The 23,644-nt window shown below is 50.6% G+C and carries 27 protein-coding genes and 1 tRNA gene; 24 read left to right on the forward strand and 4 right to left on the reverse strand.

Features of this window, described 5'->3' with window-relative positions; translation table 11 throughout:
* Positions 1-195: 195 nt before the first annotated feature.
* Both murI and Q4C79_RS05545 read left to right on the forward strand, forming a co-directional pair.
* Entirely contained in the window at positions 196-1,008 is an 813-nt protein-coding gene (murI, locus tag Q4C79_RS05540; RefSeq protein WP_303090026.1) for a glutamate racemase, read from the forward strand.
* A gap of 295 nt (positions 1,009-1,303) precedes the next feature.
* Positions 1,304-1,462 carry a hypothetical protein gene (locus Q4C79_RS05545; protein ID WP_303090027.1) on the forward strand — a complete coding sequence of 53 codons (159 nt, stop codon included), beginning with the start codon at positions 1,304-1,306 and terminating at the stop codon, positions 1,460-1,462.
* A 55-nt stretch (positions 1,463-1,517) separates the two neighbouring features.
* Here the strand turns inward: Q4C79_RS05545 and Q4C79_RS05550 are convergent, their stop codons facing one another.
* Entirely contained in the window at positions 1,518-2,375 is an 858-nt protein-coding gene (locus tag Q4C79_RS05550; RefSeq protein ID WP_303090028.1) for a ScpA family protein, read from the reverse strand.
* A gap of 55 nt (positions 2,376-2,430) precedes the next feature.
* The gene (locus Q4C79_RS05555; RefSeq protein WP_303090029.1) at positions 2,431-3,222 is read right to left on the reverse strand and encodes a tRNA threonylcarbamoyladenosine dehydratase; all 792 of its coding nucleotides are present in this window, start codon (positions 3,220-3,222) and stop codon (positions 2,431-2,433) included.
* Positions 3,223-3,406: 184 nt separating this feature from the next.
* Between Q4C79_RS05555 and Q4C79_RS05560 the strand changes: the two genes are divergently transcribed.
* Together Q4C79_RS05560 and Q4C79_RS05565 are read left to right on the forward strand one after the other, a co-directional pair.
* Positions 3,407-3,874 (forward strand): universal stress protein, encoded by a 468-nt coding sequence (locus Q4C79_RS05560; protein WP_303090030.1) that lies wholly within the window; start codon positions 3,407-3,409, stop codon positions 3,872-3,874.
* Positions 3,875-3,974: 100 nt separating this feature from the next.
* The gene (locus Q4C79_RS05565) at positions 3,975-4,592 is read left to right on the forward strand and encodes a glutathione S-transferase family protein (protein ID WP_303090031.1); all 618 of its coding nucleotides are present in this window, start codon (positions 3,975-3,977) and stop codon (positions 4,590-4,592) included.
* A 391-nt stretch (positions 4,593-4,983) separates the two neighbouring features.
* On the opposite strand, the gene serB is transcribed toward Q4C79_RS05565, so the two are convergent.
* Together serB and Q4C79_RS05575 are read right to left on the reverse strand one after the other, a co-directional pair.
* Positions 4,984-5,811 carry a phosphoserine phosphatase SerB gene (gene serB / locus Q4C79_RS05570; protein WP_303090032.1) on the reverse strand — a complete coding sequence of 276 codons (828 nt, stop codon included), beginning with the start codon at positions 5,809-5,811 and terminating at the stop codon, positions 4,984-4,986.
* A 107-nt stretch (positions 5,812-5,918) separates the two neighbouring features.
* A tRNA-Glu gene (locus tag Q4C79_RS05575) sits at positions 5,919-5,994 on the reverse strand.
* A 121-nt stretch (positions 5,995-6,115) separates the two neighbouring features.
* Here Q4C79_RS05575 and hemE point away from each other — a divergent pair.
* The 20 genes from hemE (at position 6,116) to Q4C79_RS05675 (ending at position 23,484) form a co-directional block, all read left to right on the forward strand.
* Positions 6,116-7,180: a uroporphyrinogen decarboxylase gene (gene hemE, locus Q4C79_RS05580; RefSeq protein WP_303090033.1), complete on the forward strand. Its 1,065-nt coding sequence runs from the start codon at positions 6,116-6,118 to the stop codon at positions 7,178-7,180.
* Positions 7,181-7,648: 468 nt separating this feature from the next.
* Complete coding sequence (locus Q4C79_RS05585) at positions 7,649-8,614, forward strand: glutamate/aspartate ABC transporter substrate-binding protein (RefSeq protein WP_303090034.1); 966 nt, start codon at positions 7,649-7,651, stop codon at positions 8,612-8,614.
* 219 nt (positions 8,615-8,833) lie between these two features.
* Positions 8,834-9,580: an amino acid ABC transporter permease gene (locus tag Q4C79_RS05590; RefSeq protein ID WP_303090035.1), complete on the forward strand. Its 747-nt coding sequence runs from the start codon at positions 8,834-8,836 to the stop codon at positions 9,578-9,580.
* The gene (locus tag Q4C79_RS05595; protein WP_303090036.1) at positions 9,577-10,254 is read left to right on the forward strand and encodes an amino acid ABC transporter permease; all 678 of its coding nucleotides are present in this window, start codon (positions 9,577-9,579) and stop codon (positions 10,252-10,254) included. Before Q4C79_RS05590 ends, Q4C79_RS05595 begins: the two co-directional genes overlap by 4 nt.
* 11 nt (positions 10,255-10,265) lie before the next feature.
* Positions 10,266-10,994, forward strand: a complete 729-nt coding sequence (locus Q4C79_RS05600; RefSeq protein ID WP_303090068.1) for an amino acid ABC transporter ATP-binding protein — start codon at positions 10,266-10,268, stop codon at positions 10,992-10,994.
* A gap of 135 nt (positions 10,995-11,129) precedes the next feature.
* A complete protein-coding gene (hisH, locus tag Q4C79_RS05605; protein WP_303090037.1) occupies positions 11,130-11,774 on the forward strand; it encodes an imidazole glycerol phosphate synthase subunit HisH in 645 nt (214 codons plus the stop codon).
* Between the two features lie 227 nt (positions 11,775-12,001).
* Complete coding sequence (gene hisA / locus Q4C79_RS05610) at positions 12,002-12,742, forward strand: 1-(5-phosphoribosyl)-5-[(5-phosphoribosylamino)methylideneamino]imidazole-4-carboxamide isomerase (RefSeq protein ID WP_303090038.1); 741 nt, start codon at positions 12,002-12,004, stop codon at positions 12,740-12,742.
* A 56-nt stretch (positions 12,743-12,798) separates the two neighbouring features.
* Positions 12,799-13,116, forward strand: a complete 318-nt coding sequence (locus Q4C79_RS05615) for a diguanylate cyclase (protein WP_303090039.1) — start codon at positions 12,799-12,801, stop codon at positions 13,114-13,116.
* An 84-nt stretch (positions 13,117-13,200) separates the two neighbouring features.
* A complete protein-coding gene (hisF, locus tag Q4C79_RS05620) occupies positions 13,201-13,965 on the forward strand; it encodes an imidazole glycerol phosphate synthase subunit HisF (RefSeq protein ID WP_303090040.1) in 765 nt (254 codons plus the stop codon).
* Positions 13,966-14,210: 245 nt separating this feature from the next.
* Positions 14,211-14,975, forward strand: a complete 765-nt coding sequence (locus Q4C79_RS05625) for a sulfite exporter TauE/SafE family protein (RefSeq protein ID WP_303090041.1) — start codon at positions 14,211-14,213, stop codon at positions 14,973-14,975.
* A 60-nt stretch (positions 14,976-15,035) separates the two neighbouring features.
* A complete protein-coding gene (gene hisI, locus Q4C79_RS05630; protein ID WP_303090042.1) occupies positions 15,036-15,434 on the forward strand; it encodes a phosphoribosyl-AMP cyclohydrolase in 399 nt (132 codons plus the stop codon).
* Between the two features lie 106 nt (positions 15,435-15,540).
* The gene (locus tag Q4C79_RS05635; RefSeq protein ID WP_303090043.1) at positions 15,541-15,864 is read left to right on the forward strand and encodes a phosphoribosyl-ATP diphosphatase; all 324 of its coding nucleotides are present in this window, start codon (positions 15,541-15,543) and stop codon (positions 15,862-15,864) included.
* A 56-nt stretch (positions 15,865-15,920) separates the two neighbouring features.
* On the forward strand, positions 15,921-16,691 hold the full coding sequence (locus Q4C79_RS05640) for an MOSC domain-containing protein (RefSeq protein ID WP_303090044.1): 771 nt from the start codon (positions 15,921-15,923) through the stop codon (positions 16,689-16,691).
* A gap of 104 nt (positions 16,692-16,795) precedes the next feature.
* Entirely contained in the window at positions 16,796-17,119 is a 324-nt protein-coding gene (locus Q4C79_RS05645) for a histidine triad nucleotide-binding protein (protein ID WP_303090045.1), read from the forward strand.
* Between the two features lie 103 nt (positions 17,120-17,222).
* Positions 17,223-17,432, forward strand: a complete 210-nt coding sequence (tatA, locus tag Q4C79_RS05650) for a Sec-independent protein translocase subunit TatA (RefSeq protein ID WP_303090046.1) — start codon at positions 17,223-17,225, stop codon at positions 17,430-17,432.
* A 4-nt stretch (positions 17,433-17,436) separates the two neighbouring features.
* A complete protein-coding gene (tatB, locus tag Q4C79_RS05655) occupies positions 17,437-18,003 on the forward strand; it encodes a Sec-independent protein translocase protein TatB (protein ID WP_303090047.1) in 567 nt (188 codons plus the stop codon).
* A 120-nt stretch (positions 18,004-18,123) separates the two neighbouring features.
* Positions 18,124-18,855 (forward strand): twin-arginine translocase subunit TatC, encoded by a 732-nt coding sequence (tatC, locus tag Q4C79_RS05660; protein WP_303090048.1) that lies wholly within the window; start codon positions 18,124-18,126, stop codon positions 18,853-18,855.
* A 525-nt stretch (positions 18,856-19,380) separates the two neighbouring features.
* Positions 19,381-19,737, forward strand: a complete 357-nt coding sequence (locus Q4C79_RS05665; protein ID WP_303090049.1) for a DUF2069 domain-containing protein — start codon at positions 19,381-19,383, stop codon at positions 19,735-19,737.
* On the forward strand, positions 19,734-21,569 hold the full coding sequence (locus Q4C79_RS05670) for a PglL family O-oligosaccharyltransferase (protein ID WP_303090050.1): 1,836 nt from the start codon (positions 19,734-19,736) through the stop codon (positions 21,567-21,569). Before Q4C79_RS05665 ends, Q4C79_RS05670 begins: the two co-directional genes overlap by 4 nt.
* Positions 21,570-21,636: 67 nt before the next feature.
* A complete protein-coding gene (locus tag Q4C79_RS05675) occupies positions 21,637-23,484 on the forward strand; it encodes a PglL family O-oligosaccharyltransferase (RefSeq protein ID WP_303090051.1) in 1,848 nt (615 codons plus the stop codon).
* Positions 23,485-23,644 lie beyond the last annotated feature (160 nt).

Raw genomic sequence — 23,644 nt, forward strand, 5'->3', positions numbered from 1 at the left:
TACTGCTTTATGGGCACCTCTTCGCATTTGTTGCACTTAGATTGTCAATTCAAGCGATAAAAAACAGGCTGCTGTTTGGACGCAGGAAGGTGGCGTTTGGATAAAGTTCCTTAAGTGAAAACGGCTGCTGCGGTGTACAATACGCCTTTTCTTTTTATTGCGCCGGCAGGCCGGGTTTTAGCAAACGAGGATTTTATGAACGACAATTTAAAACAGCGGCCTATCGGCGTATTTGATTCCGGGGTGGGTGGTTTAACCGTAGTGCGTGCGCTGATGGAACGATTGCCGATGGAAAACATCGTTTATTTCGGCGACACCGCCCGCGTACCTTACGGGGTGAAATCGCGCCCGACCATCGAAACCTTCACCGCCCAGATTGTCGAGTTTCTGCTGCAAAACGAAGTGAAGGCATTGGTGATTGCTTGCAATACGATTGCGGCGGTGGCCGGTCAGCGGGTACGCCAGCTGGCCGGCAATATGCCGGTAATGGATGTGATCAGCGCCGGTGCGGCGGCGGCTTTGTCGGCCACGCGCAATAACCATATCGGCGTGATCGCTACCAATACCACGGTTAACAGCAATGCTTATGCCCGCGCCATTCACTTGCAAAACCCGGAAACCCGCGTACAGTCACAGGCCTGCCCGCTGTTTGTGCCTTTGGTGGAAGAGGGTTGGCTCGATCACGAAGTTACCCGCCTCACCGCGCGCGAATACCTCAAACCGCTGTTGGCCGAAGATGTGGATACGCTGGTGTTGGGTTGTACCCATTACCCGCTGTTGAAACCTTTGCTGCAACGCGAAGCGCCGGGTTTGCTGCTGGTCGATTCGGCGATTACCACTGCGGAGGCCGCTGCGAAAGCGTTATCGGAACAAGGCTTGTTGAACAACAGCGGCGCGGCGGCGGATTACCGCTTTTATGTGAGCGATATTCCTTTGCGTTTCCAGACCATAGGCGAACGTTTTCTCGGCCGCAGTTTGGAGCAATTGGAGATGGTGGTATTGGGTTGAATCGCTGATATAGCGGATTAACTTAACTTTTGCTACGGCGTTGCTGCGCCTTACCGTACTATTTGTACTGTCTGCGGCTTGTTGCCTTGTATCGAAAATGTGTGAATCCGCTATAACAAGGTTTTCAGACAGGCATGTGATGATTCTTTAAGATACTGTTAAAAATTCAAATGAAATAAAAAATGGGAACTTTTTAAAAAAAAGGGCTTCTTACTTCCCAAGCAGCATGAAAAAGATTGTGTTGTTTACTTTCTATATTCTATTTGAATCAAACAGAGAAAAAGGATTTTTAAGCATGAAAAAATTTGTAGCTATCGCCGCCGCCGCTTTGGTATCTGCCGTTGTAGTAGCCGCTCCGTCTACTAAAGTTGAAACTTCTGCCGCTACCGCTTCTGCTCCGGCTACTGCCAGCAGCGTGTTGGCTCCTGCTACTGCTAGCGCAGCTTCTAACTAATCATCGGATTAGTTTCAATAAAACCGCCTGTTTTCAGGCGGTTTTATTTTGGTATTTAATCGTCCGCCCAATCTTCTTCGGCGGTTGCCGATGCCGCTTCATCATAAGCAGCCTCTTGGGCATGGATTTCGATTTCGGCATAGTTTTCCGGCTGCACAATCCGTACCAAGCCCTCTTTGGCCAATTCCAGCAGCGCAATAAAATTCACCACCACGTAAGCCACACCTTGTTCGGGGTGAAACAGCGAAGAAAAACGGCAGCTGCCTTCTTGCAAGCGGCGCAGAATACTGCTCATTTGCGCGCGCACGGAAATCGCTTCGCGCATCACTTCGTGGCTTTTATTGTGTTTGGCGCGCGATAGAATGGCGAGCCAGGCTTGGGTGAGGTCGCTGATTTGTACTTCCGGTAACTTGGCTTCGGCGGCGATTTCCAGAGGCAGATAAGCCCAGGCGAAATCGCGTCCGGCGCGCGGCAGCGCATCGAGGCCGGCGGCGGCGAGTTTCATTTGTTCGTAGGCCAGCAGGCGGCGGACCAGTTCGGCGCGCGGGTCGGCGGCTTCCTCTTCTTCCACCGGTGCAGGTTGCGGCAGCAGCAGGCGCGATTTGATTTCGATCAGCACCGCCGCCATCAGTAAATATTCCGCCGCCAAATCAAACTGATGGGCTTCCATCTGCGCGATGTAGTGCAGGTATTGCTCGGTGATTTTAATCATCGGAATATCCAGCACATCGATGTTTTGTTTGCGGATCAGATACAGCAGCAAATCCAGCGGGCCTTGGAAACTGTGCAACACCACTTTCAGGGCATCCGGCGGGATAAACAAATCCTGCGGCATGTCGGTAACCGGCTGGCCGAATACCCAGGCAACCGTAGGGTCGGAAGGGTGGGCGGCGTCGGTTTGGCTGGCAAGCATGGGTTGGGTTTCCTATTCGGTAGGCCGGCGGGCGTTTGATCGGGCCGGATATTTTTCAGACAGGCTTTTTCGCCAGATAATCAATCGCTGCTTGTGCGCAATAAAGGCCGAACGATGCGGTAACCAGCATGCTGGCGCCGTAGCCCGCGCAAGATAATCCTTGCGGCGCCGCATCGGTTTCGCAGGCTTCGCCTGTTTGCGGCAGGGTGATGTTTTCGGTGGAAAATACGCAGGGTACGTTCATTTTTTGCCGGGTATCGCGTGAAAAACCATAGCGCTTGCGCAAGGTGTAGCGCAGGTTGGCCAGCAGCGGGTCGTGGGTTACCCGGCTTAAGTCTGCGGTTTGGATAAGCGCGGGATTTTTCTGGCCGCCGGCGCCTCCACTGAGGATAAAGGGTTGGCCGCGGGAAACGAAATAGGCGGCCATCGCGGCTTTTACACGGATTTGGTCGATGGCGTCGATTACGAAATCATAGGATTGGCCGAACAGTTCGGCCAAGTTGTCTTCGGTAACAAAGTCTTCGATTTCGCGAACCCGGCAGGCCGGATTGATTTGCAGGATGCGCTCGTGCAATGAGGTCACTTTGGCTTTGCCGAATTCGGAAGTGAGCGCGGGCAGTTGGCGGTTGACATTCGATTCGGCGACATTGTCCAAATCAATCAGGGTTAAACGGCCGATGCCGGTGCGTGAGAGCGCTTCCACCGCCCACGATCCGACGCCGCCTACGCCGACCACGCAAATGTGTGCTTGCGAAAAACGCTGTAAAGCGGCTGTGCCGTAAAGGCGGGCGATGCCGCCGAAGCGGCGGTCAGAGGGGGAATCCGGGGGAGAAGAAACTGGGTTCATTTTGTAGTAAGTCAAAAACAATTGGAAAAAATGCCGACAAACGGCATGGCCTGCATTATACTGCAAGCAGGGAAGCGGTGCGTGCCGGTTGAGCATTCATACCGTATTCGCCGGTTATTCTGCCGCAGAGTCGGACCGTGTTATCGGGATGATTCCATTTTTGGTTGGAACAAGGAGAACAAAGATGTACAAACATTTGGTAGTCGCCGTAGACGGCAGTGCAACTTCTTTGAATGCTTTGCAGCACGCTTGCAGCCTCGCGGAGATGAGCAACGCGAAAATAACTTTGGTTCATGTGGCCAACCCTTCGGAATATATGGCCATGGCGCCCGAGTTTATGCATCACGCAAGTTATGAAGAGGCTGCGGTAGCGCAAGGTAACGAGGTTTTGGATTTTGCCGAAAAAGCGGTGCAAGAAGCCGGTTTGAGCGATGTGGTCAAACACCTTTTGGTGGCCAATAAGGGTGCGCGCGATATGGCGCAGGAATTGGTAGATTATGCCGATGCACAGGGTGCGGAATTGTTGGTGTTGGGTACGCACGGTCGTAGCGGTTTGATGCATCTCTTAATGGGCAGCTTCGCGGAAACCGTGATGCGGCAAAGCCATCTGCCTTTATTGGTTATCCGCAGCCAGAAGGATGAAGACGAGTAAACAGCGGATGTGTAACTTAAATAAATGCCTGTCTGAAAAATGTTTTCAGACAGGCATATCTTATCGGTTTTGAGATTTTGACGAGTGGTGAGAAAACGATATGTTGAATTTGTATTATCTGCCGGGCGCCTGTTCTTTGGTACCGCATGTGGCGCTGGAATGGACGGGGGCGGATTATCAGGCGGTAGAGGTGCCGCGCGACAGTTTGAAATCGCCGGAATTTCTGGCATTGAACCCGCAAGGCTCGGTGCCAGTGTTGCAGGACGGTGATTGGGCGTTAACCCAGAACGCGGCGATATTGGGTTACCTTGACGAATGTTATCCCGAAGCAAATCTGTTTGGCAGCGGCGATGCCCGTTCGCGCGCCGGTGCCCGCCAGTGGTTGGCTTATGTCAACAGCGATTTGCATAAAGCGTTCGCGCCGCTGTTTGCCCCGCAGCGTTTTATCGATGACGAGAGCGAGCAGGCCAAGCTGCGTGCGGTGGCGGCGGGGAGGGTAACGGCTTTGTACGAATGGCCGGCCAAGGTGTTGGCACAACAGCCGTTTTTAAACGGCCATGAACTGACGATTGCCGATGTTTATTTATACGTAACCCTGCGTTGGGCGTTTGCGCTCGGCTTGGACTTGTCGTTTTATCCGATGCTGGACGGTTTTATGAATCGGGTGGAGGAAAACGAGGGTGTACAGGCGGCGCTGCGGCAACAAGGTTTGCTGTAAAACGATCGCTGATCCTAACTTTCGCTAGACGTTGCTGCGCCTTCGCTCAGAACGGTTTTGTAAGCCGCTGAAGCGGCAACAGAATCGGTTCCGTATGTGTATACTGTCTTCGGCTCACCGCCTTGTATAATGCAGATTTAATTAATTTTCGATACAAGGCAGCAAGCCGCAGACAGTACAAGTAGTACGGCAAGGCGCAGCAACGCCGTAGCGAAAGTTAAGTTAATCTGCTATAGAGGTAATTTCATTCGTTCCGTCATGCTCAGGCCAAGCACGAGCATGACGCAGATGGTTAAGTGATGAAATGACTCGTATAAGGCTTCATTATAGAGAATAGAAAAAAATGCCTGTCTGAAAACATTTTCAGACAGGCATTTTTATCAATAAACCGTTAAACAAACAAACCGCGTAAAGCTTCCAAACCGTTAAAGCGTATGGCCACATCGGCGTGCTGTTCGGTTTTCGGTTTGGCGTGATAAGCCACGCCGATGCCTGCTTCCTGCAACATCGGAATATCATTGGCGCCGTCGCCCACTGCCAGCACCTGATTGGCGCTCAAGCCGAGTTCTTCGCGGTGTCGGCGCAACAAATCGGCCTTGGCCTGTGCATCGATCATGCGGCCTTTGAGTTTGCCGGTGAGCTTGCCATCGGCCGTTTCCAATACATTGGCGTAGGCGTAATCGAGGCCGAGCTGTTGTTGCAGGCGCTCGGTGAAAAAGGTAAATCCGCCGGAAACCAGCAGAAACTTCACGCCGTGGCGTTTGCATTCGGCAATCAGATATTCCGCACCGGGAGAAAGTTTGAGTACATTGTCGTATACGGATTGCAATACGTTTTCGTCCAAGCCTTCCAAGAGCGCCACACGCTCGGTTAAAGATTGTGCAAAATCCATTTCGCCACGCATCGAGCGCTCGGTAATTTCCGCCACTTTTTCTTTCAGGCCGACGCCGGCGGCGATTTCGTCGATACATTCGATGGTGATCAGGGTGGAATCCATATCGCTGACAATCAAGCCTAATCCGCCAAACGGTTTATCTGGTAAGACGGCATAGTCAATCTGTTGCACCGCCAGCGCCGCCGCCGTTTGTTCAGAGAGGGTAAAACCCTCGTCTACCGGAATACGTGCCACCGTGGCCGACGGGAAATGGGCGGCGGGCAGGCCGGAGAGGTCGCAGTTGGCAATATCGGGGTGCTGGAGAACCAGAACGGTGGCGGTCATAACGGGATTCCTGAAGGCTGAAGGGTAGAAAGTTGCAGAAGGCTGAGGACGAAACGGCAAAAGAAATCAAAAATAAAGCCGGGTAGAACCGGCGGATAAATGGAGGGTGGCACGCCCACGGGGATTCGAACCCCGGTTGCCGCCGTGAAAGGGCAGTGTCCTAGGCCTCTAGACGATGGGCGCGTAACCGAATTGCGAACTATACCGAGCGTTGTTTGTGCTGTCAAATCTGCGTTTCAGACAGGCATAGCGGCTTGTGATATGATGCGCGCTGTTGCTTAAAGACTTTGCGAGCGAGTGGTTTATGAGCCCTTTGAAAAACGATACTTTTTTACGTGCTTTGTTAAAACAGCCGGTGGATTACACGCCGGTGTGGATGATGCGCCAGGCCGGCCGTTATTTGCCGGAGTACCGCGCTACCCGTGCTAAAGCCGGCAGTTTTCTCGATTTATGTAAAAACACTGAATTGGCCACCGAAGTAACGATCCAGCCTTTGGAGCGTTTCGATTTGGATGCGGCGATTTTGTTCTCCGATATTTTAACGGTGCCCGATGCGATGGGCTTGGGCTTGTATTTTGCCGAGGGCGAAGGGCCGAAATTCGAACGCCCTTTGCAACATGAAGATGATATACGCCGCTTGCAGCTGCCCGATATGGCTGCGCTTAGTTATGTGTTTGATGCGGTTTCTTCGATTCGGCGCGCGCTTGACGGCAGAGTGCCTTTAATCGGCTTTTCCGGCAGCCCGTTTACCTTGGCCTGCTATATGGTGGAAGGCGGTGGCAGTAAGGAATTCCGTATCATTAAATCGATGATGTATTCCCGCCCCGAATTGTTGCACCGGATTTTGGAAACCAACGCGCAGGCGGTAACGGCTTATTTGAACGAGCAAATTAAAGCAGGCGCGCAGGCCGTACAGATTTTCGATACCTGGGGCGGCGTATTGAGCGGCGAGGCGTTCGAAACCTTCAGTCTTCATTATATGCGTCAAATCGTCGCCGGCTTGATCCGCGAATACGAAGGCCGCACCATTCCGGTGATTCTGTTTACCAAAGGCGGCGGCCAGTGGCTGGAAAAAATGGCGGCAAGCGGCGCCGATGCGTTGGGTTTGGATTGGACTTGCGATATCGGCCAGGCGCGCAGCAGGGTGGGCAGCCAAGTGGCATTGCAGGGGAATTTCGATCCTTTTGCGCTGTTCGGTACGCCCGAGCGCATCGAAGAAGAAGTGGCGCGCATTCTGGCCGGTTTCGGTACCGGCAGCGGCCATGTATTCAACCTCGGCCACGGCATTAATCAGCATACGCCGCCGGAACACGCCAAGGTGTTGGTGGATGCGGTACATCGTTTGTCGCGCCAATATCATCATGGTTGATAGGGCTTGAGTTTTCAGACAGGCATTGCGAAGAAAACATACCCACATACAGCGCACCGGCAGTTTGGTGCGCTGTATTTTTTATGGTGCCGATAAGCGTTACATATTCGGTCTGATGCATATGACGGATTGATTTTTAGCAGGGATTTGAAACGGTTCATGCTTTTTTTGTTGCAGGAGGCGGCAACTAAGGTTAATAATGGTGAAGTATTGTATAAACGATTTGTCTTGCTAGGCTTTGTAAAATTGTAGATAATTCGTCGTCGCTCAGATGAATTTGAAGACAGCCGGTATAAATTTCTACAAGCGGAAATAGCTGATGGCAGAATCTAAATTGTTTTGAGTCAATGCGTTATATAGATGTTTCGGTGAGAGCCGCTGTTTCCTAAGCTGAACATACGGATGTGGAAAAACGTTGGTTGCCTGCCGACCCAATCACGAGTTTAAATAATATAGGAGTAACTGAATATGAATCTGAATACTTTGAAACCATTAGGTTTTGCCTGCTTGATGGCCTTGGGTTTGGCCGCTTGCGGCGGAGGAGATAAAGGCGCATCAGGCCAAGCCGGCGGCGCGGCCAGCGGTGCGGCTCCGGCGACTAAAACCGGAAATACACTGGATAAAATAAAATCTTCCGGCACCATTGTATTGGGCTATCGCGATGCTTCTATTCCGTTCTCTTATATTGCCGACAACCCCAACCAGCCTATCGGTTATGCGCACGATTTGCAGCTGAAAGTGGTTGAAGCGGTGAAAAAACAGCTGAACATGCCGGAATTGAAAGTGCGCTATAACCTGGTAACTTCGCAAAACCGCATTCCGTTGGTGGTAAACGGCACCGTAGATTTCGAATGCGGATCCACCACCAACAATGTTGAACGCCAGAAACAGGTTCAGTTCTCCAACAACTTCTTCGTTGTCGGTACCCGTCTGTTGGTGGATAAAGCCTCGGGTATCAAGGATTTTGCCGATTTGAAAGGCAAACCTGTGGTGACCACTTCCGGTACCACTTCAGAGCGTTTGCTGAAAGAGTACAACGACAAAAATAAAGCCGGCATGAACATCATTTCGGCCAAAGATCATGGCGAAGCCTTCCTGATGCTGCAAAACGGCCGTGCGCAAGCATTTATGATGGACGATGTGTTGTTGGCCGGTGCCCGCGCCAAATCAGCCGACCCTGCCAAATGGGAAATCGTCGGTACACCGATGTCTTATGAGAACTACGGCTGCATGATGCGCAAAGATGATCCGGAATTCCAAAAAGTGGTCAACGATGCCATGAACGCGGTATTCAAGTCAGACGAAATCAACACCATGTATGCACAATGGTTTGAAAAACCGATTCCGCCGAAAAACGTGAACATGGAATTCCCGATGTCCGACAAGATGAAGGAAATCATTGCCAATCCGAACGATAAAGCGGCCGATCAGTAATCGGAGTCTGTCTATACGGCGGTTCCCATGATGTTGGAACCGTCGCTGCATTAATCCGGCTGCCTGAGCCGTAGGGAAGCCATGATGGAAAAGCTGCTTTTTGCTACGTCTCTACCGTTTGCCGGTAAGGATGCAAAAAGCAAGGAGTAAAGAGGCGATTCTATCGGGCTTTTCCGGCAGGCAGTTTTTATTTTCCGGCTGCTGTTTTAGGAAATACATATGAATTATGTTTGGAACTGGGGCGTGTTGTGGGACAAAACAGGCATCGGTAACGAAATTTATTTAAACTGGATTGTCACCGGCTTGGGCTGGTTGTTCGCAATCGGCGGCATTGCTTGGTTGATTGCGATGGTTTTGGGTACCGTGCTGGGTATTATGCGCACGCTGCCGAGCAACACCGCCAACCGCATTGCTTCTGCTTATGTTACGTTGTTCCGTAACGTCCCTTTATTGGTACAGCTGTTTGTGTGGTATTACGTTGTGCCCGATTTCATGCCCGAGGGGCTGAGAAACTGGTGGTTTAACGATTTGGCACCGAATACCTCCGCCATGATTTCCGCCAGTATCGGTTTGGGGTTGTTTACCGCCGCCCGTATCTGCGAACAAGTGCGTACCGGTATTCAGGCCTTGCCCAAAGGGCAGGCGAATGCAGCTTATGCGCTGGGTTTTAATACCCGGCAAGTATATCGTGAAGTATTGTTGCCGCAGGCTTTCCGTATGATTCTGCCGCCTTTGGGCTCGGAATTGACCAATTGCTTTAAAAATGCTTCCGTAGCCTCATTGGTTGGTGTGATCGAATTGATTTCCCAAGTGAAAACCATTGCCGAATATACTCAGAGCAATTTGGAAATTTATACCTATGCCACTTTGATTTATATGGCGATTAATATCAGCCTGTTGATGTTTATGGGCGTTTTGGAGCGCCGCTTCCGGATACCCGGTTTGATGTCGGAGGGTAAATCATGAACGGATTCAATTGGGCGGAACTCTCCACTGCTATGCCCGGCTTGGTACAGGGTTTGGGTGTAACTTTGCGTCTCTTGGCGTTAGGTGTCGCCGGCGGTATTATCATCGGCACCCTCCTTGCTTTGGCACGCTTGTCGTCAATCAAAATTTTATCGACGGCGGCTAAATTATATGTGAACTATTTCCGTTCGGTGCCGCTGCTGTTGGTGCTGATATGGTTCTATTACGCCGTGCCGATGATGTTTACACTGATTACCGGTGATTATCTGACCATCGATGTGGCTTTCACTTCCTGCGCGGTTGCTTTTATGCTGTTTGAAGCGGCTTACTTCTCGGAAGTGGTGCGTGCCGGTATCCAGTCGATTTCCAAAGGACAATTTAATGCTGCCTATGCTTTGGGAATGACTTATCCGCAGGCGATGCGTTTGGTGATTCTGCCGCAGGCCTTCCGCAAAATGCTGCCGCTGATTTTGCAGCAGAGTATTATTTTGTTTCAAGATACCACGCTGGTGGCGGCCATCGGTTTGGTGGATTTTTTCCGTGCAAGCTATGTGCGCGGTGACTTGATGAATTTGCTGACGCCTTACATTATCTTTGCAGGTGCCATGTATTTCGTGGTGAGCTCGTTGGCGATGTATGGTGTGAAACAGTTGCAAAAAAGGTTAAGAGTATGAGCGATAAACCGATGATTGAAATCAAAGCGGTCAATAAATGGTACGGCCAATTCCAAGTGCTGACCGATTGTTCCACCAGTATCAACAAAGGTGATGTGGTGGTAGTGTGCGGGCCTTCAGGTTCGGGCAAATCAACCCTGATTAAATGTGTAAATGGTTTGGAGCCATTTCAAAAAGGCGATATCGTGGTCGACAACGTGTCGCTGGCTGACCCGAAAACCGATATGCCGAAACTACGCAGTCGTGTCGGTATGGTGTTTCAACATTTTGAATTGTTTCCGCATTTGTCGATTAAAGAAAATCTCACGATTGCGCAAATGAAGGTGTTGGGGCGCAGTAAAGCGGATGCTGAGAAAAAAGGTTTGGCTTATCTCGACCGTGTCGGCCTGAGCGCGCATGCGCATAAATATCCTGCCGAATTATCCGGCGGACAGCAGCAACGGGTGGCGATTGCCCGTGCGTTGTCTATGGATCCGGTGGTGATGCTGTTTGACGAGCCGACTTCCGCGCTTGACCCGGAAATGGTACAGGAAGTGCTCGACGTGATGGTGGGCTTGGCCAAAGAAGGCATGACCATGATGTGTGTGACCCACGAAATGGGTTTTGCCCGCCAAGTGGCCAGCCGGGTGATTTTTATGGATCAGGGCAAAATCGAAGAGGATACGACTTCGGAAGAGTTCTTCACCACGCCGCGCGGCGAACGTGCCCAGTTGTTCTTGTCCAAGATTCTGAATCACTGATGATGGGCAAAACCGGAAGGAAACAGAGGCTGCGGCCTCTGTTTTGTTTTTCTGTTATGATTCGGCCGGTATGGTTGCTGTGTATAATCAGATGAATAATGGGCATATCGCAATGCCTGTCTGAAAGGATAAAAAATGAAAGTCGCGATAGTCGATTACGGCATGGGAAATCTGCATTCGGTATTGAAGTCGGTGCAGGCGGCGCGGCAGCTGGCGGATGTGCCGGCTGATATTGTGTTGACCGACCGACCCGAAGAAGTCATGGCGGCCGATAAAATCGTGTTTCCAGGGCAAGGTGCCATGCCGGACTGCATGGCGGCACTGCAACGGAGCGGATTGGGCGAGGCCGTGGCCGACGGTTTGAAAAACAAACCGTTTTTCGGTATCTGTGTAGGCGCACAATTGCTGTTTGACCACAGCGAAGAAGGCAATACCGCAGGTTTGGGTTGGTTTGCCGGAAACGTAAAACGTTTTGCATCCAACCGGCATGATGCGGCGGGTAATAAACTGAAGGTTCCCCACATGGGGTGGAATACCGTGCGCCAAGTGAAGCCTCATCCTTTGTTTCAAGATTTGGCCGACAACACCCGTTTTTATTTCGTCCACAGCTATTATTTTGATCCGCAAGACCAAGATATCGTGTTGGGCAGTAGTGACTATCCTGACGATTTTGCCTGTATCGTTGGTCGCGACAATGTGTTTGCCACCCAGTTTCACACCGAAAAAAGTCACGACGGCGGTTTGTTGTTGTTGCGTAATTTCTTGAATTGGCAGGTCTGAGGCGCTTTATTACATTTTTCCGCTTGTTTTGTCGAAGCATTTGAAAGCAAATGGGATAGGTAAAAAATAACTATGGTGAATATGCGAGAAAACAAAAAATTATGTTAGAATGTGTGAAAATCAGATTCGGCGGCAAGAGGTTTTTGTCCGGTAGCGGAATCGGTATTTAATTTTCTTTCAGACAGGCATATGCCTGTCTGAAACTCAGATAAGGCGAGCGGATAATCATGTTACTGATACCTGCAATTGATTTGAAAAACGGTCAATGCGTACGTTTGAAGCAAGGATTAATGGATGAGGCAACCGTATTTTCCGACCGCCCGGCCGAAATGGCGCAACATTGGTTTAAACAAGGTGCAAGACGTTTGCATCTGGTGGACTTGGACGGCGCTTTTGCCGGCGAACCGAAAAATTTTCCTGCAATAGAGGAAATTCTGGCGGCGGTGTCGGCGCATATTCCGGTGCAATTGGGCGGCGGTATCCGCGATTTGGCAACCGTGGAAAAATATCTGGCATTGGGATTGAACGATGTGATCATCGGCACGGCGGCAGTGAAGAATCCGGCATTTGTACGCGAAGCCTGCCGTGAGTTTCCCGGCCACATTATCGTCGGCCTTGATGCTAAAGACGGTATGGTGGCCATCGACGGCTGGGCAACGGTTACCGAACATCATGTGGTAGACCTCAGCAAGCAGTTCGAAGATGACGGGGTCAACAGTATTATTTATACCGATATCGGCCGTGATGGGATGATGAGCGGTGTCAATATCGAAGCCACTCAGAAACTGGCGGAGGCCATATCGATTCCGGTCATTGCTTCGGGCGGTCTTACTAATCTGGACGATATCCGTGCTTTGTGTGCTGTTGCAGACAGCGGTATCGCCGGTGCGATTACCGGTCGCGCCATTTATGAAGGTAGCATCGATTTTGCCGAGGCGCAGCGCTTGGCAGATGAATTGTTGGCGTAACAGATATACGCTTGATTAAATAACAAGAACAAACATTACATTAAGGGAATTCAAATATGCTTGAGGCATTTGTTTTGGCATTCTGGATGATCTGGTCATCCGAGCGGGACATGAGTATTTTGACGGAAAGTCTGGTGTTCATGTTTCTGGTGATGGTCATGCGCGGCTTAATCAGCTTTCAGGCACCGGAAATCAACAGCTTATGGTTTGCATCCATGAGTTTGCAATGGGCCTACGTCGGCTTGGTATTTTGGCTGGTTAACCGCTTTTCTACCAACTTTTCCACTACCTTGTTGTATGCGGCGGCAGGTGCCGGCGGCTATTATTGGTTGGCGATGAATGCCACCAAATGGGTACAACCTTATGTTTCATAAAATACCGCCGGTTTGAGGCGGTATGTGGTCAGATTTGACAGGCCGGCCGGTTTCTCGGTCGGCCTTGCTTGATTGGAGGATGGTATGGCATTGGCAAAACGCATTATTCCCTGTTTGGATGTAGATAACGGCCGGGTGGTTAAAGGCGTGAATTTTGTCGGTCTGCGCGACGCGGGCAATCCGGTGGATGTGGCCAAGCGCTACAACGATGAAGGGGCTGATGAATTAACTTTTCTCGACATTACTGCCAGCAGCGACAACCGCGATACCATTTTGCATGTGATTGAAGAAGTGGCTTCGCAGGTGTTTATTCCGCTTACCGTCGGCGGCGGAGTGCGTAGCGTGGCCGATGTGCGCCGTCTGCTCAATGCAGGAGCCGATAAGGCCAGTATCAACACCGCCGCCGTTACCAATCCCGATTTGGTGAACGAAGCAGCCGGTTTTTTTGGTTCGCAGGCGATTGTGGTGGCGATAGATGCTAAAGCCGTCAACCCCGAAAACACCCGTTGGGAAGTGTTTACCCACGGCGGCCGCAAGCCTACCGGTATCGATGCGGTGGAATGGGCGAGAAATATGCAGGCGCGCGGTGCGGGTGAAATTTTGCTTACCAGTATGGATAGGGACGGCACCAAAGCCGGTTTTAACCTGCCGCTCACCCGGGCCGTAAGTGAAGCCGTGGATATTCCGGTGATTGCTTCCGGCGGCGTGGGCAATGTACAGCATCTGATTGAAGGCGTGAAAGAGGGCAAAGCCGATGCGGTGCTGGCAGCCAGTATTTTCCACTTCGGTGAGGTCAGCATAGGCGAAGCCAAAGCGGCGATGAAGGCGGCGGGAATTGAAGTGCGCTGAATGGTGGATTAGTCTTAATAGATCCAAGGGTTAAGAGTGATTTGTCAGTAAATATTTGTAGAAATGGTACTCTTGAAGAGAAAAGACGAATATATGCCTGTCTGAAAGCTTTGAACGTCTTTCAGACAGGCATGTGTGTTCTTAGAGCTGAATCTATAGCGGATTCAATTTTCGGTACCATACTTTAAGTGCTTTAGTTTGAAAATGGCACGCCACAAATTTCATATATTTTCACTACGACAAGTATGATGGCTGATCTTAATCTCTGGCATTATTTGGCTATTGCTGCACTTGGCATTGTTGCCAGTATTGTCAATATTCTAGCGGGCGGCGGCTCGAACCTGATTTTGCCTTTGCTGATGATATTCGGTGTGCCGCCGGACATTGCAAACGGCAGCAACCGCGTCGGCATTTTTTTTCAATCGATAGCCGGTATCCGTGGCTTTAAGCAGGCCGACAAGCTGCCGACTGCTGATTTGCGCGGCATTCTGGTGCCGATGATGCTGGGCGGTTTGGTAGGTTCTCTGCTGGCTTCGATATTGCCCAACAGCGTGCTCAAGCCGGCTTTGTTGCTGACCATGTTGGGCGTGGCGGCGATCACCTTCTTTAAACCCGGCTTGTTGTTGACGCCTGAAAATGCCGAAGTTCGCAAGGTGGCGGATACTCCTTGGGCTTGGCCTTTGTTGTTTGCAGCGGGAATTTACGGTGGGTTTGTGCAGGCCGGCGCGGGTTTTTTGATGCTGCCTTTGTTTGCCGGGCTGTTGTGCTATGATTTGGTACGCGCCAATGCGCTGAAACTGGTGTGTACGTTGGCGTTTACCGCCGTTTCGCTGGCCGTGTTCATATGGTATGGCAAAATCTGGTGGCTGGTGGGCGGCGTGTTGGCAGTGGGCAATATCATCGGCGCGGTAATCGGAGTGCGGCTGGCCTTGAAATTGTCGCCCAATACCATGCGCTGGATATTGTTTGTGATGACTTTGGTGGCGGTGGCCGGCGCGTTGTGGAAGTAGATAGAGAGATTGTACCAAGCGGTTTCGGGTATGCATCATGCTGAGCAAAAAGGAGAAGCTATGAGCCAAGCATTATTGGAAGGCGTAAAATTCGATGAAAAAGGGTTGGTATGCGCCATTGCCCAAGACGCCAAAACATTGCGAGTATTGATGGTGGCGTGGATGAATGCCGAAGCTTTACGGAAAACCGCCGAAACCGGGTTTGCCCATTATTACAGCCGTTCACGTCAAAAACAGTGGATGAAAGGCGAAGAATCGGGGCATACACAAAAAGTTCACGAACTTCGGTTAGACTGCGACGGTGATGCGGTAGTGATGTTAATCGAACAGGCCGGCGGAATCGCTTGCCATACCGGTCGCGAAAGTTGTTTCTATCGAGTATGGCGCGAGGGGGCTTGGCAGGTTGTCGATGCAGTATTGAAAGATGAAACGGCGATATACGGGAAAACTCAGGCTTAATGCCTGTCTGAAAACATACAGCGTCCCGCTTTTTATCATCCCCTTGGTTGACGGAATGGCTAAACCGTAGGCTTGCCGTTCTACAAAATACGGAAAAAGTTGAAACATGAATGACCAGGTATTGATTGCAATCCAAAATGTGATTGATTCGCGCAAAGGCCAGGATCCGGAAGCTTCTTATGTGGCGCAGCTTTTGCACAAAGGTGAAGACAAGATTCTGAAAAAAGTAATCGAAGAGGCGGGAGAAGTACTGATGGCCTCGAAAGACGGCGGCGGCGAGCACTTGGTATATGAAGTGGCCGATTTATGGTTCCATACCCAAGTCTTGCTCGCTTATCACGGTTTGCGGGTGGAGGATGTGGTTAACGAGTTGGCGCGCCGCCAAGGTTTGTCCGGCTTGGCGGAGAAAGCGGCTCGGCAGGGAAGTTGATTTTGTATTACAATCCTCTGCTGGGGTAGTCGGTGCCAATTATCGGAAGGAACGAAATGAAGCTGGCCGAAATGGTTTATTATCCGGTTAAGTCGATGCGCGGTATTGCATTGGAGACGGCATATGCCGGGCCGATGGGGTTGCCGCACGATAGGGTGTGGCTGTTGACCGATCAGGCCGGCAAATTCATTACTGCGCGCCGTTATCCGCAGTTGTTGCTGTGGCAGGCCCGGCCGGTGGACGCAGGCGTGCTGTTGACCGCTCCCGACGGCGATAGTTATATAGTAGAGGCCGGCCGTATGCGGCAAAGCACCGAAGTAACGGTTTGGGGCGATACTTTTCCGGCGGATTCGGGCTGCGCAGCGGCTAACCGTTGGCTGAGCGAAAAGCTGGGGCTGCCCGTAACCATTCATTATTTGGGCGATAACAGCCGCAGAACGCTTGCTTATTCGCAAACTCCTTTGTCGTTTGCCGACGGTGCACCGTATTTGCTGACCGGCATGGCTTCGCTGGAAGCGTTGAACCGGACGCTGGCGCAGGCAGTGGACATGCGCTGTTTCCGGCCGAATCTGGTGTTTGGCGGCGGAACGGCCTATGCGGAAGAAGACTGGAAGCGTATCCGCATCGGCGAAGTGGTATTCGAGTTGTTTAAGCCCTGTACCCGCTGCGTGATGACGACGGTGGACTTGGCTACTGGAGAAAAATCGCCGGTGCAGGAACCGTTGAAAACTTTGGCGAAAACACGCAAAGCGGTTTTCGGTATGAACATGATTGCGCTCAACAGCGGTATGCTGCGCGTTGGCGATGCGGTAACGGTGTTGGCATAAGGCCAATCTTGCAGGTAAGAGACCGGTTGTTGTTCGCAATGCTTGCCGCAACAGGCCTGTCTGAAAACGTGCATACGTTTTTTATTTCGAGTAGGAGCATCTGAATGACAGATTGTATTTTTTGCAAAATCGCATCCAAACAAATTCCTGCCGGCGTGGTCTATGAAGATGATGAAATGCTATGTTTCAAAGACATCAATCCGGCCGCGCCTGTTCACCTTTTGCTGATTCCGAAAGTGCATTTCGATTCGTTGGCGCATGCCGGGCCAGAGCATGAGGCGCTGTTGGGCAAAATGATGATGAAGGTACCGCAAATTGCGGCGCAAGCAGGGTTGGACAACGGCTTTAAAACCCAAATCAATACCGGAAAAGGCGGCGGGCAGGAAGTGTTCCATCTGCACATTCATATTATGGGCCGCCCGGTGTAAACCGCATGATGCGGGTAGGTTTGAGGCCTGTCTGAAAATAGCGGCAGGTTTGCCTGTTGAAAGAAAAAAGATTAAGCAAGTTTGAAAATTAAGGAAGTAAATTATGGGTAGTTTTTCTATTTGGCACTGGCTGGTGGTGCTGGTGATTGTGGTGTTGGTGTTCGGTACCAAAAAATTGCGCAATGTCGGCAAAGATTTGGGCGGTGCGGTACACGATTTCAAGCAGGGTTTGAACGAAGGTTCTGAGGCTGAAAATGCCAAAAAGAAAGATGATGTTATCGAGCATCAGTCTGATAAAGACAAACAGGCCTAAGTAAATGTTTGAATTCGGCTTCAGCGAATTATTGCTGATAGGCGCCGTAGCCTTAGTGGTTTTGGGGCCGGAACGTTTGCCGCAAGTAGCGCGTGCGGCAGGTTTTTGGCTGGGTAAAATCCGCTCTTATGTCGATTCGGTAAAAAGCGAATTGAACCGCCAGGTGGAGGCAGCCGAATTGCGCGAAGTGAAAGAAAGTGTAGAATCGGCGGCCCAATCACTGCGGGAAAGCGTGCAGGATATAAACCGTTCGGCTACCAGCGAAGTGAATGCGCTTGCGGATGGTTTGGATGTGCGCCCGGCGTGGGAGCGTTTGCCTGCGCAGAAGACACCGGCCGATTTCGGTGTGGATGAACAGGGTAGGCCGCTGGAGAATGGTGAAAATGGCGGGCAGGACACAGATTCTCACGAAGGCGAAGATTTATATGCCTTTGACTTTCCCGATTTTTCCGATCCCGAACCCACGATCCGGCATATGGTATCGTTGCGCCGTCAGGCAATGATGAGGCAGCGGGATATGCGGCCGAAATATCGGGCGAGGCCTAAACTGAGGGTGCGCAGCGGGCGCTGATTTTCTGAGAAATGCCTGTCTGAAAACGAATCTTAATGGTTTCAGACAGGCATTTTGGAGAGAGCGGTATCCGAATATACGGTATTGACTGCTGCCGATTTTCCTGATGGATATAAAGAAGTGTCTGAACAAACTCTGGTCGAACATTTGATTGAACTGCGCCGCCGGCTGGTCTGGACGGTAGCAGTGCTGCTGTTGAGCTTTCTGGCCTTGATGCCGTTTTCGCAACAGCTGTATACCTTTGTGGCGCAGCCCTTGATGGCAAGCTTGCCGCAGAGCACCAGCATGATCGCCACCGATGTGATTGCGCCGTTTTTTGTGCCGGTAAAGGTAACTTTGATGACGGCATTTTTATTGTCGTTGCCGCATACGCTTTACCAAATTTGGGCTTTTGTCGCTCCCGGGCTGTACCGGCATGAGAAGCGGTTGATTTTCCCGCTGGTGTTTTCCAGTATTTTTTTGTTTGCCTGCGGTATGGCGTTTGCTTACTTTCTGGTGTTTCCGGTGATTTTTCAGTTTCTGGCCAAGGTAACGCCGGTGGGGGTGAGTATGGCTACCGATATCGATAAGTATTTGTCGTTTGTTTTGGGTATGTTTGTGGCATTCGGCGCAACTTTTGAGGTACCCATCGTGGTGATTTTGTTGCACCGCATGGGTGTGGCTTCATTGGAACAGCTGAAGAAAGCGCGGCCTTATGTGATTGTCGGGGCGTTTGTGGTGGCGGCCGTTATTACGCCGCCGGATGTGCTGTCGCAAACCCTGATGGCGATACCGCTGATTGTGTTGTATGAGGCGGGTTTATTGTTTGCGCCTTTGTTTAAACCTGTGCAAATGCCGGAACAGAGTGAATAAAATATCATCTGAATAATCAGGAGGCTGGCAAAAGCTTCCTGATTATTTGTTTTTGTGATGGATATTTGCAAAAGCCTTGGCCTGTCTGAAAAGAGAATAATGCTTAAACGGACTCTAAAGTAGATTGCTTCTATAGCGGATTAACTTAACTTTCGCTACGGCGTTGCTACGCCTTGCCGTACTACTTGTACTGTCTGCGGCTTGCTGCCTTGTATCGGAAATGTGTGAATCCGCTATATATAACGGATTTAATTAATTTTCCCCACAGGCTTGCTATTCAATCCGCTATAAGTGAAACGGCCCATAATGGGGCAGGGAGACGAAGCCAAAAGTGATATCGATAGCATAAACCGATTTGGTTGCTTGGGTGGCCGGCAATGTTCTTTCATGGTTTAAGCAGACAACAAGGCATGACTTTATGGTGCTTTACGATAAAAGTTGTGCGGATTGAGCGGGTAAACCCGAATGGTTTTTTATTTTGGTATAAAATAACGGATTTTTAAAGCGCAAGGCGTTGGCAAACATATGGCTGTTTTTGAAAAACATTGGTCGCATCCGGTGGCGGTAATCAGTTTGTGCAGCTTGATTGCGCTGAGCCTTGCTTGGGAATTATGGCTCTCGCCGCTGCGGCCGGGTGGCTCTTGGTTGGCTTTGAAAGCTTTGCCGCTGTGTTTGCCGTTGGCCGGTATTTTGAAAGGTAAGCTTTATACTTTTCAATGGTCGAGCTTATTGATTTTGTTTTATGTTGCCGAAGCAGTCATGCGCTTGTTTGATGCGGCTTGGGCCAGCCGGCTGTGTGCGCTGGCTGCTTTGTGTTTGAGTACGGTATTTTTTATTTCGTGTTTGGCCTTTGCCAAACAACACAAGAAAGGTGCTGCGTGAGCAGAATAACAACCTACGACCGCAATTCCGACGTTTCTTTGTTAACCTTCGGCTTTGCGCTGATTTGTATTACCCCGTTTATGTCGATTTGGCGGCAGGGGCCTTTATCGAGTTTTTACTTGGAAAGCGGCTCATTGCTGTTTGCACTGATCTTGGTGTTGACAAGTGCGTTGGCCGGAAAAATGAATGTGCGCTTACCGGCCAATAGTGTGTATTTTTTGTTGTTGGCAGCCTTCTGGTGGGCGCAGGCACGGATAATGGCGCTACCGTTTCCAGGTGTAAGCGATATGGCTGTGTGGTCGTTTGCGGTGATTGCGCTGCTGGCTTGGGCTTGCCGTGGTTGGGTAGTTTCGGTCGGGCAAGATAAGGTCGGCGCCGTATTGGCTTGGGCTTTGGTTGTCGGATCGCTGTTGCAGTCAGTGGTGTGTATTTTGCAATTTGGCGGTTGGTCGGATCATTTTAGCGGATATATTTTAACCAGCAGCGCCAATAATGTGATGGGACAGTTGGCACAACGCAACCACCTCGGCCATTATCTGATGTGGGGAGTGATTTCGGCTGCTTATCTGTGGGCGCAGAAGCGTGTGCCGGACTGGCTCGGTGCGGTGCTGGTCGTGTATTTGGCGGCTACGCTCGGTATGGTCAATTCGCGCACCCTGTTTATTTATATTTTCATGCTGGCTCTGCTGGTATTGTTTTGGCGCTGGCGTGCGGGTAAAGAAGCGGCGCGTATGATGTGGGTGATGTTGTTTGCGCTGGCAATAGTGGTGTTGGTACAACTTTCCTTTGATAAATTGATGGCGCTGTTGCAGATTGATTACGTCAGCGCAATTGATAGGGTGGCCAATAAGGAGATTGTTGCTTCACCGAGAGCGGTAGAACGCAGCCGGGCGTGGACGGTATTTTTGACTGCCCCATTGTGGGGCCATGGTTGGCAGTCTTATTCCGAGCAGGGTTTTTTGGTGAATGCGTTTGCTACCGGTTGGCGCTATGATTCGGCCAGTGTGCTGTTTACTCATAGCCATAATATCGTTTTGCAATTACTTACCGAAATGGGGGCCATCGGTACATTGTTGGTATTCGGTGGGTTGGCTTGGGTGTTGTCGGGGTATTTTAAACGGCCGTTGTCGCAAACATCATTGCTGCCGCTTGCTTTACTAACGGTGACGCTTTGTCATTCGATGCTGGAGTATCCGCTGTGGTATGTGTATTTTTTGGTGCCGTTCGGCATTATGCTGAGCCTTCAGCCGGTTGGTGAAGAAAAAGCGGTTGCGAACCGAATTATAGATGGGCGCCCGGCAATGGTCGTGCGCTGGGGAACCGCTTTGGTGTCGGTGTTCTTGATTACCGGGATAGTGAGGTTGGCTTTTGTATACAGTGAATTGGTGAAATTTGATACGGTGTTGAAAACCGATACGCCGCAGCAGGTAGCTGAGAAAATCGATGGATTGTTGCGCATCGAGCGTAGCGAGCCGATGCTGCGCTACTATGCTCAATTATCGCTTAACCGCCGTGCTTCACCGGCTGATCCTGTCATCCAACCGTGGGCAGTAAGGGCGGCAGAGCAGGCCATGGTGTTCAGGCCGTATGCAAACGCCCATACGGTGGGACTTTATCTTTACCGTAATGGCGATAAGGAGGCAGGCAGCCGCTGGATGAGGCGTATGTATGAGTATTATCCGAGCCAGATGCCTTATTATGCATCGGTAATCGATGCCAATCAGAATTTTAAAGGTTTGCGTCCGCAGTTGGATGAGGCGTGTGCACAATATGCCAAGGTCAATCCCGAGCAGAAATGTCCGGCGCCGGCTGCTAACAGCCAAATAAAATAAAACAGTAATGAGAATAAGCGTGATGCCTGTCTGAAAGGAAAAATGGCCGCGTTATAGGGAAAATGTCATGGATTTATTAGACTCTTCAAACAAACCATTGTTATCCGGATGGAAAGCACTACCGTTGTGGTTGATGTTTTCAGTATTGGCGGTGATCAGCTTTTCCTTCCCTTGGGGGGAGGATCATCTTTACTACTTTTATGTACAGCAGTTGCCGCTGGTAGCTTCATTGCTGTTGTTTGTCGGTACGGCCTTCAGCGGCGGCCTGAAAATCAAAGTGCCCTTGGGTTTTTATTATTTTGCCGTGGCCGCCGTATTTGTCTGGTGGCAGGCGAGGGTGCTGCATCTTCCCTTAACAGGGCCGAATGACTCCGCCGCTGCCGCGTTGCTGATCTGCGGGTTTCTCTATTGGGCGGTAAAAGGCTTATCGGCTAAATACGGCCAGCAGCAGGTTTTGACTATAATCGCTTGGTTGCTGTTAATCGGTTCTTTACTGCAAAGCATGGTGGCGATTTTGCAGTTAACCGAATGGATGGCGCCTTGGGGCGGCTATATTTTCTATTCCGGCGGCGAGTCTTCAGGCCAGATAGGCCAACGTAACCATTTGGGCCATTACATGATGTGGGGCATTTTGTCGACTGCTTATTTGTGGTCGGCTAGGAAAATGTCATCTGTTTTGGCGGTTATTTGCTTGCTGGCATTGGCATTGGTGTTGGGCTTCGTCCGCTCGCGCACGATTTTTGTTTACTTGATGGCGATTTTGCCGTTGGTGCCGCTATTGTGGTTTAAGGTTTCGCGTAAAGCAGCGGGGATTTTGCTGTTTGCTTTGGCCTTGGTAGGCCTGATGCAAGTGGTGTCGCCCATGCTGGTTACCTCTTTTGTGCGCAGTGATTTTGAATCGGCGTTGCAACGTGCCGGTGGTTCCGGTTTTGCGCATTCCGGCCGTTATTACGAATGGCTGAAAGCTTGGGAGGCGTTTAAAAGCGCACCGTGGCTCGGACACGGTTGGGATGGCTTTGCTTATCAAAGCTTTTTGATTAACAATTCACCCGAAGGTTACCGCCCGTATGATACTTCGGTATTGTTTACTCACTGTCATAATCTGATCCTGCAATTGCTGGCCACCGTTGGGGGCGTCGGTACCTTGATTCTGGCAGGTGGTTTTGTAGTGGTAGCCGTGATCAGCTTGAAAAAGGGATTCACACAAGCAAGCGGCTTTGTGTTGGCCATGTTATTGGTAAGCCTTTGCCACAGTATGCTGGAATATCCGTTGTGGTACCTTTATTTTCTGGTGATGTTTACTATTTTGTTTGCTTTGTTGGGCGAGGATGCACAAGTGGTGTCGTCTGTTGCAGAGGATGCAAGCAAGCAAATGATTACCAAAGCAGGTTTCGCCGGTTTTGTTGCGGTGATGGTGGTTTTGGTTGGCATGTTCCGCTTGGAATATACCTATTACCGCATGGCCATTCAGCCGGAAGCAGCGAATCTGAGCCGTGAAGATGCATGGGCGAAAGAAACCGGTAAGATGATGTATCTTTACAATAACGAATCGTTATTGAAACTGAATACTCTGATGCGCCTGGCAATGAAAACAGGTGATCTGGCCTACATGAAAGAGGTGCCGGATTGGGCAATACGGGTGCACAGCGAATTAGCCGTTCAGCGACCGTACAGCCTGGCTTTTTATCATGGGCTTTATCTCGAACGGCAGGGCAAACATCAGGAGGCTTTGGCATGGCTGGACAAAGTTTACCGCTATTATCCCGAGCTGATGAGCAAATATGCTAATGCATTGCAGCAAGATGCGCGGTTTGCCCAGCTTTATCCTCAGGCCAAGCAGGCATGCGCGGATATAGCGAGGATATTGCCGGATATGCAGCGTTGCGAATGGCAACAAGCTGCTTCCGATAAATGATACTTGGATTGTAAAGGCGGTTGCCTTCATTGAAAAAAAGCGCAAAAGCCTTGGGAAATATGCTACCTAACCCAATGTAAGCCATGTTAAGATTAAGCGCGTTCCGACTTAAGGGAGGCCTGCCTGAAAGGGCTTATAGCCGGCAGGTACGACTTTGGAA

The sequence above is a fragment of the Neisseria sp. genome (assembly GCF_030523955.1).
GTDB lineage: Bacteria > Pseudomonadota > Gammaproteobacteria > Burkholderiales > Neisseriaceae > Neisseria.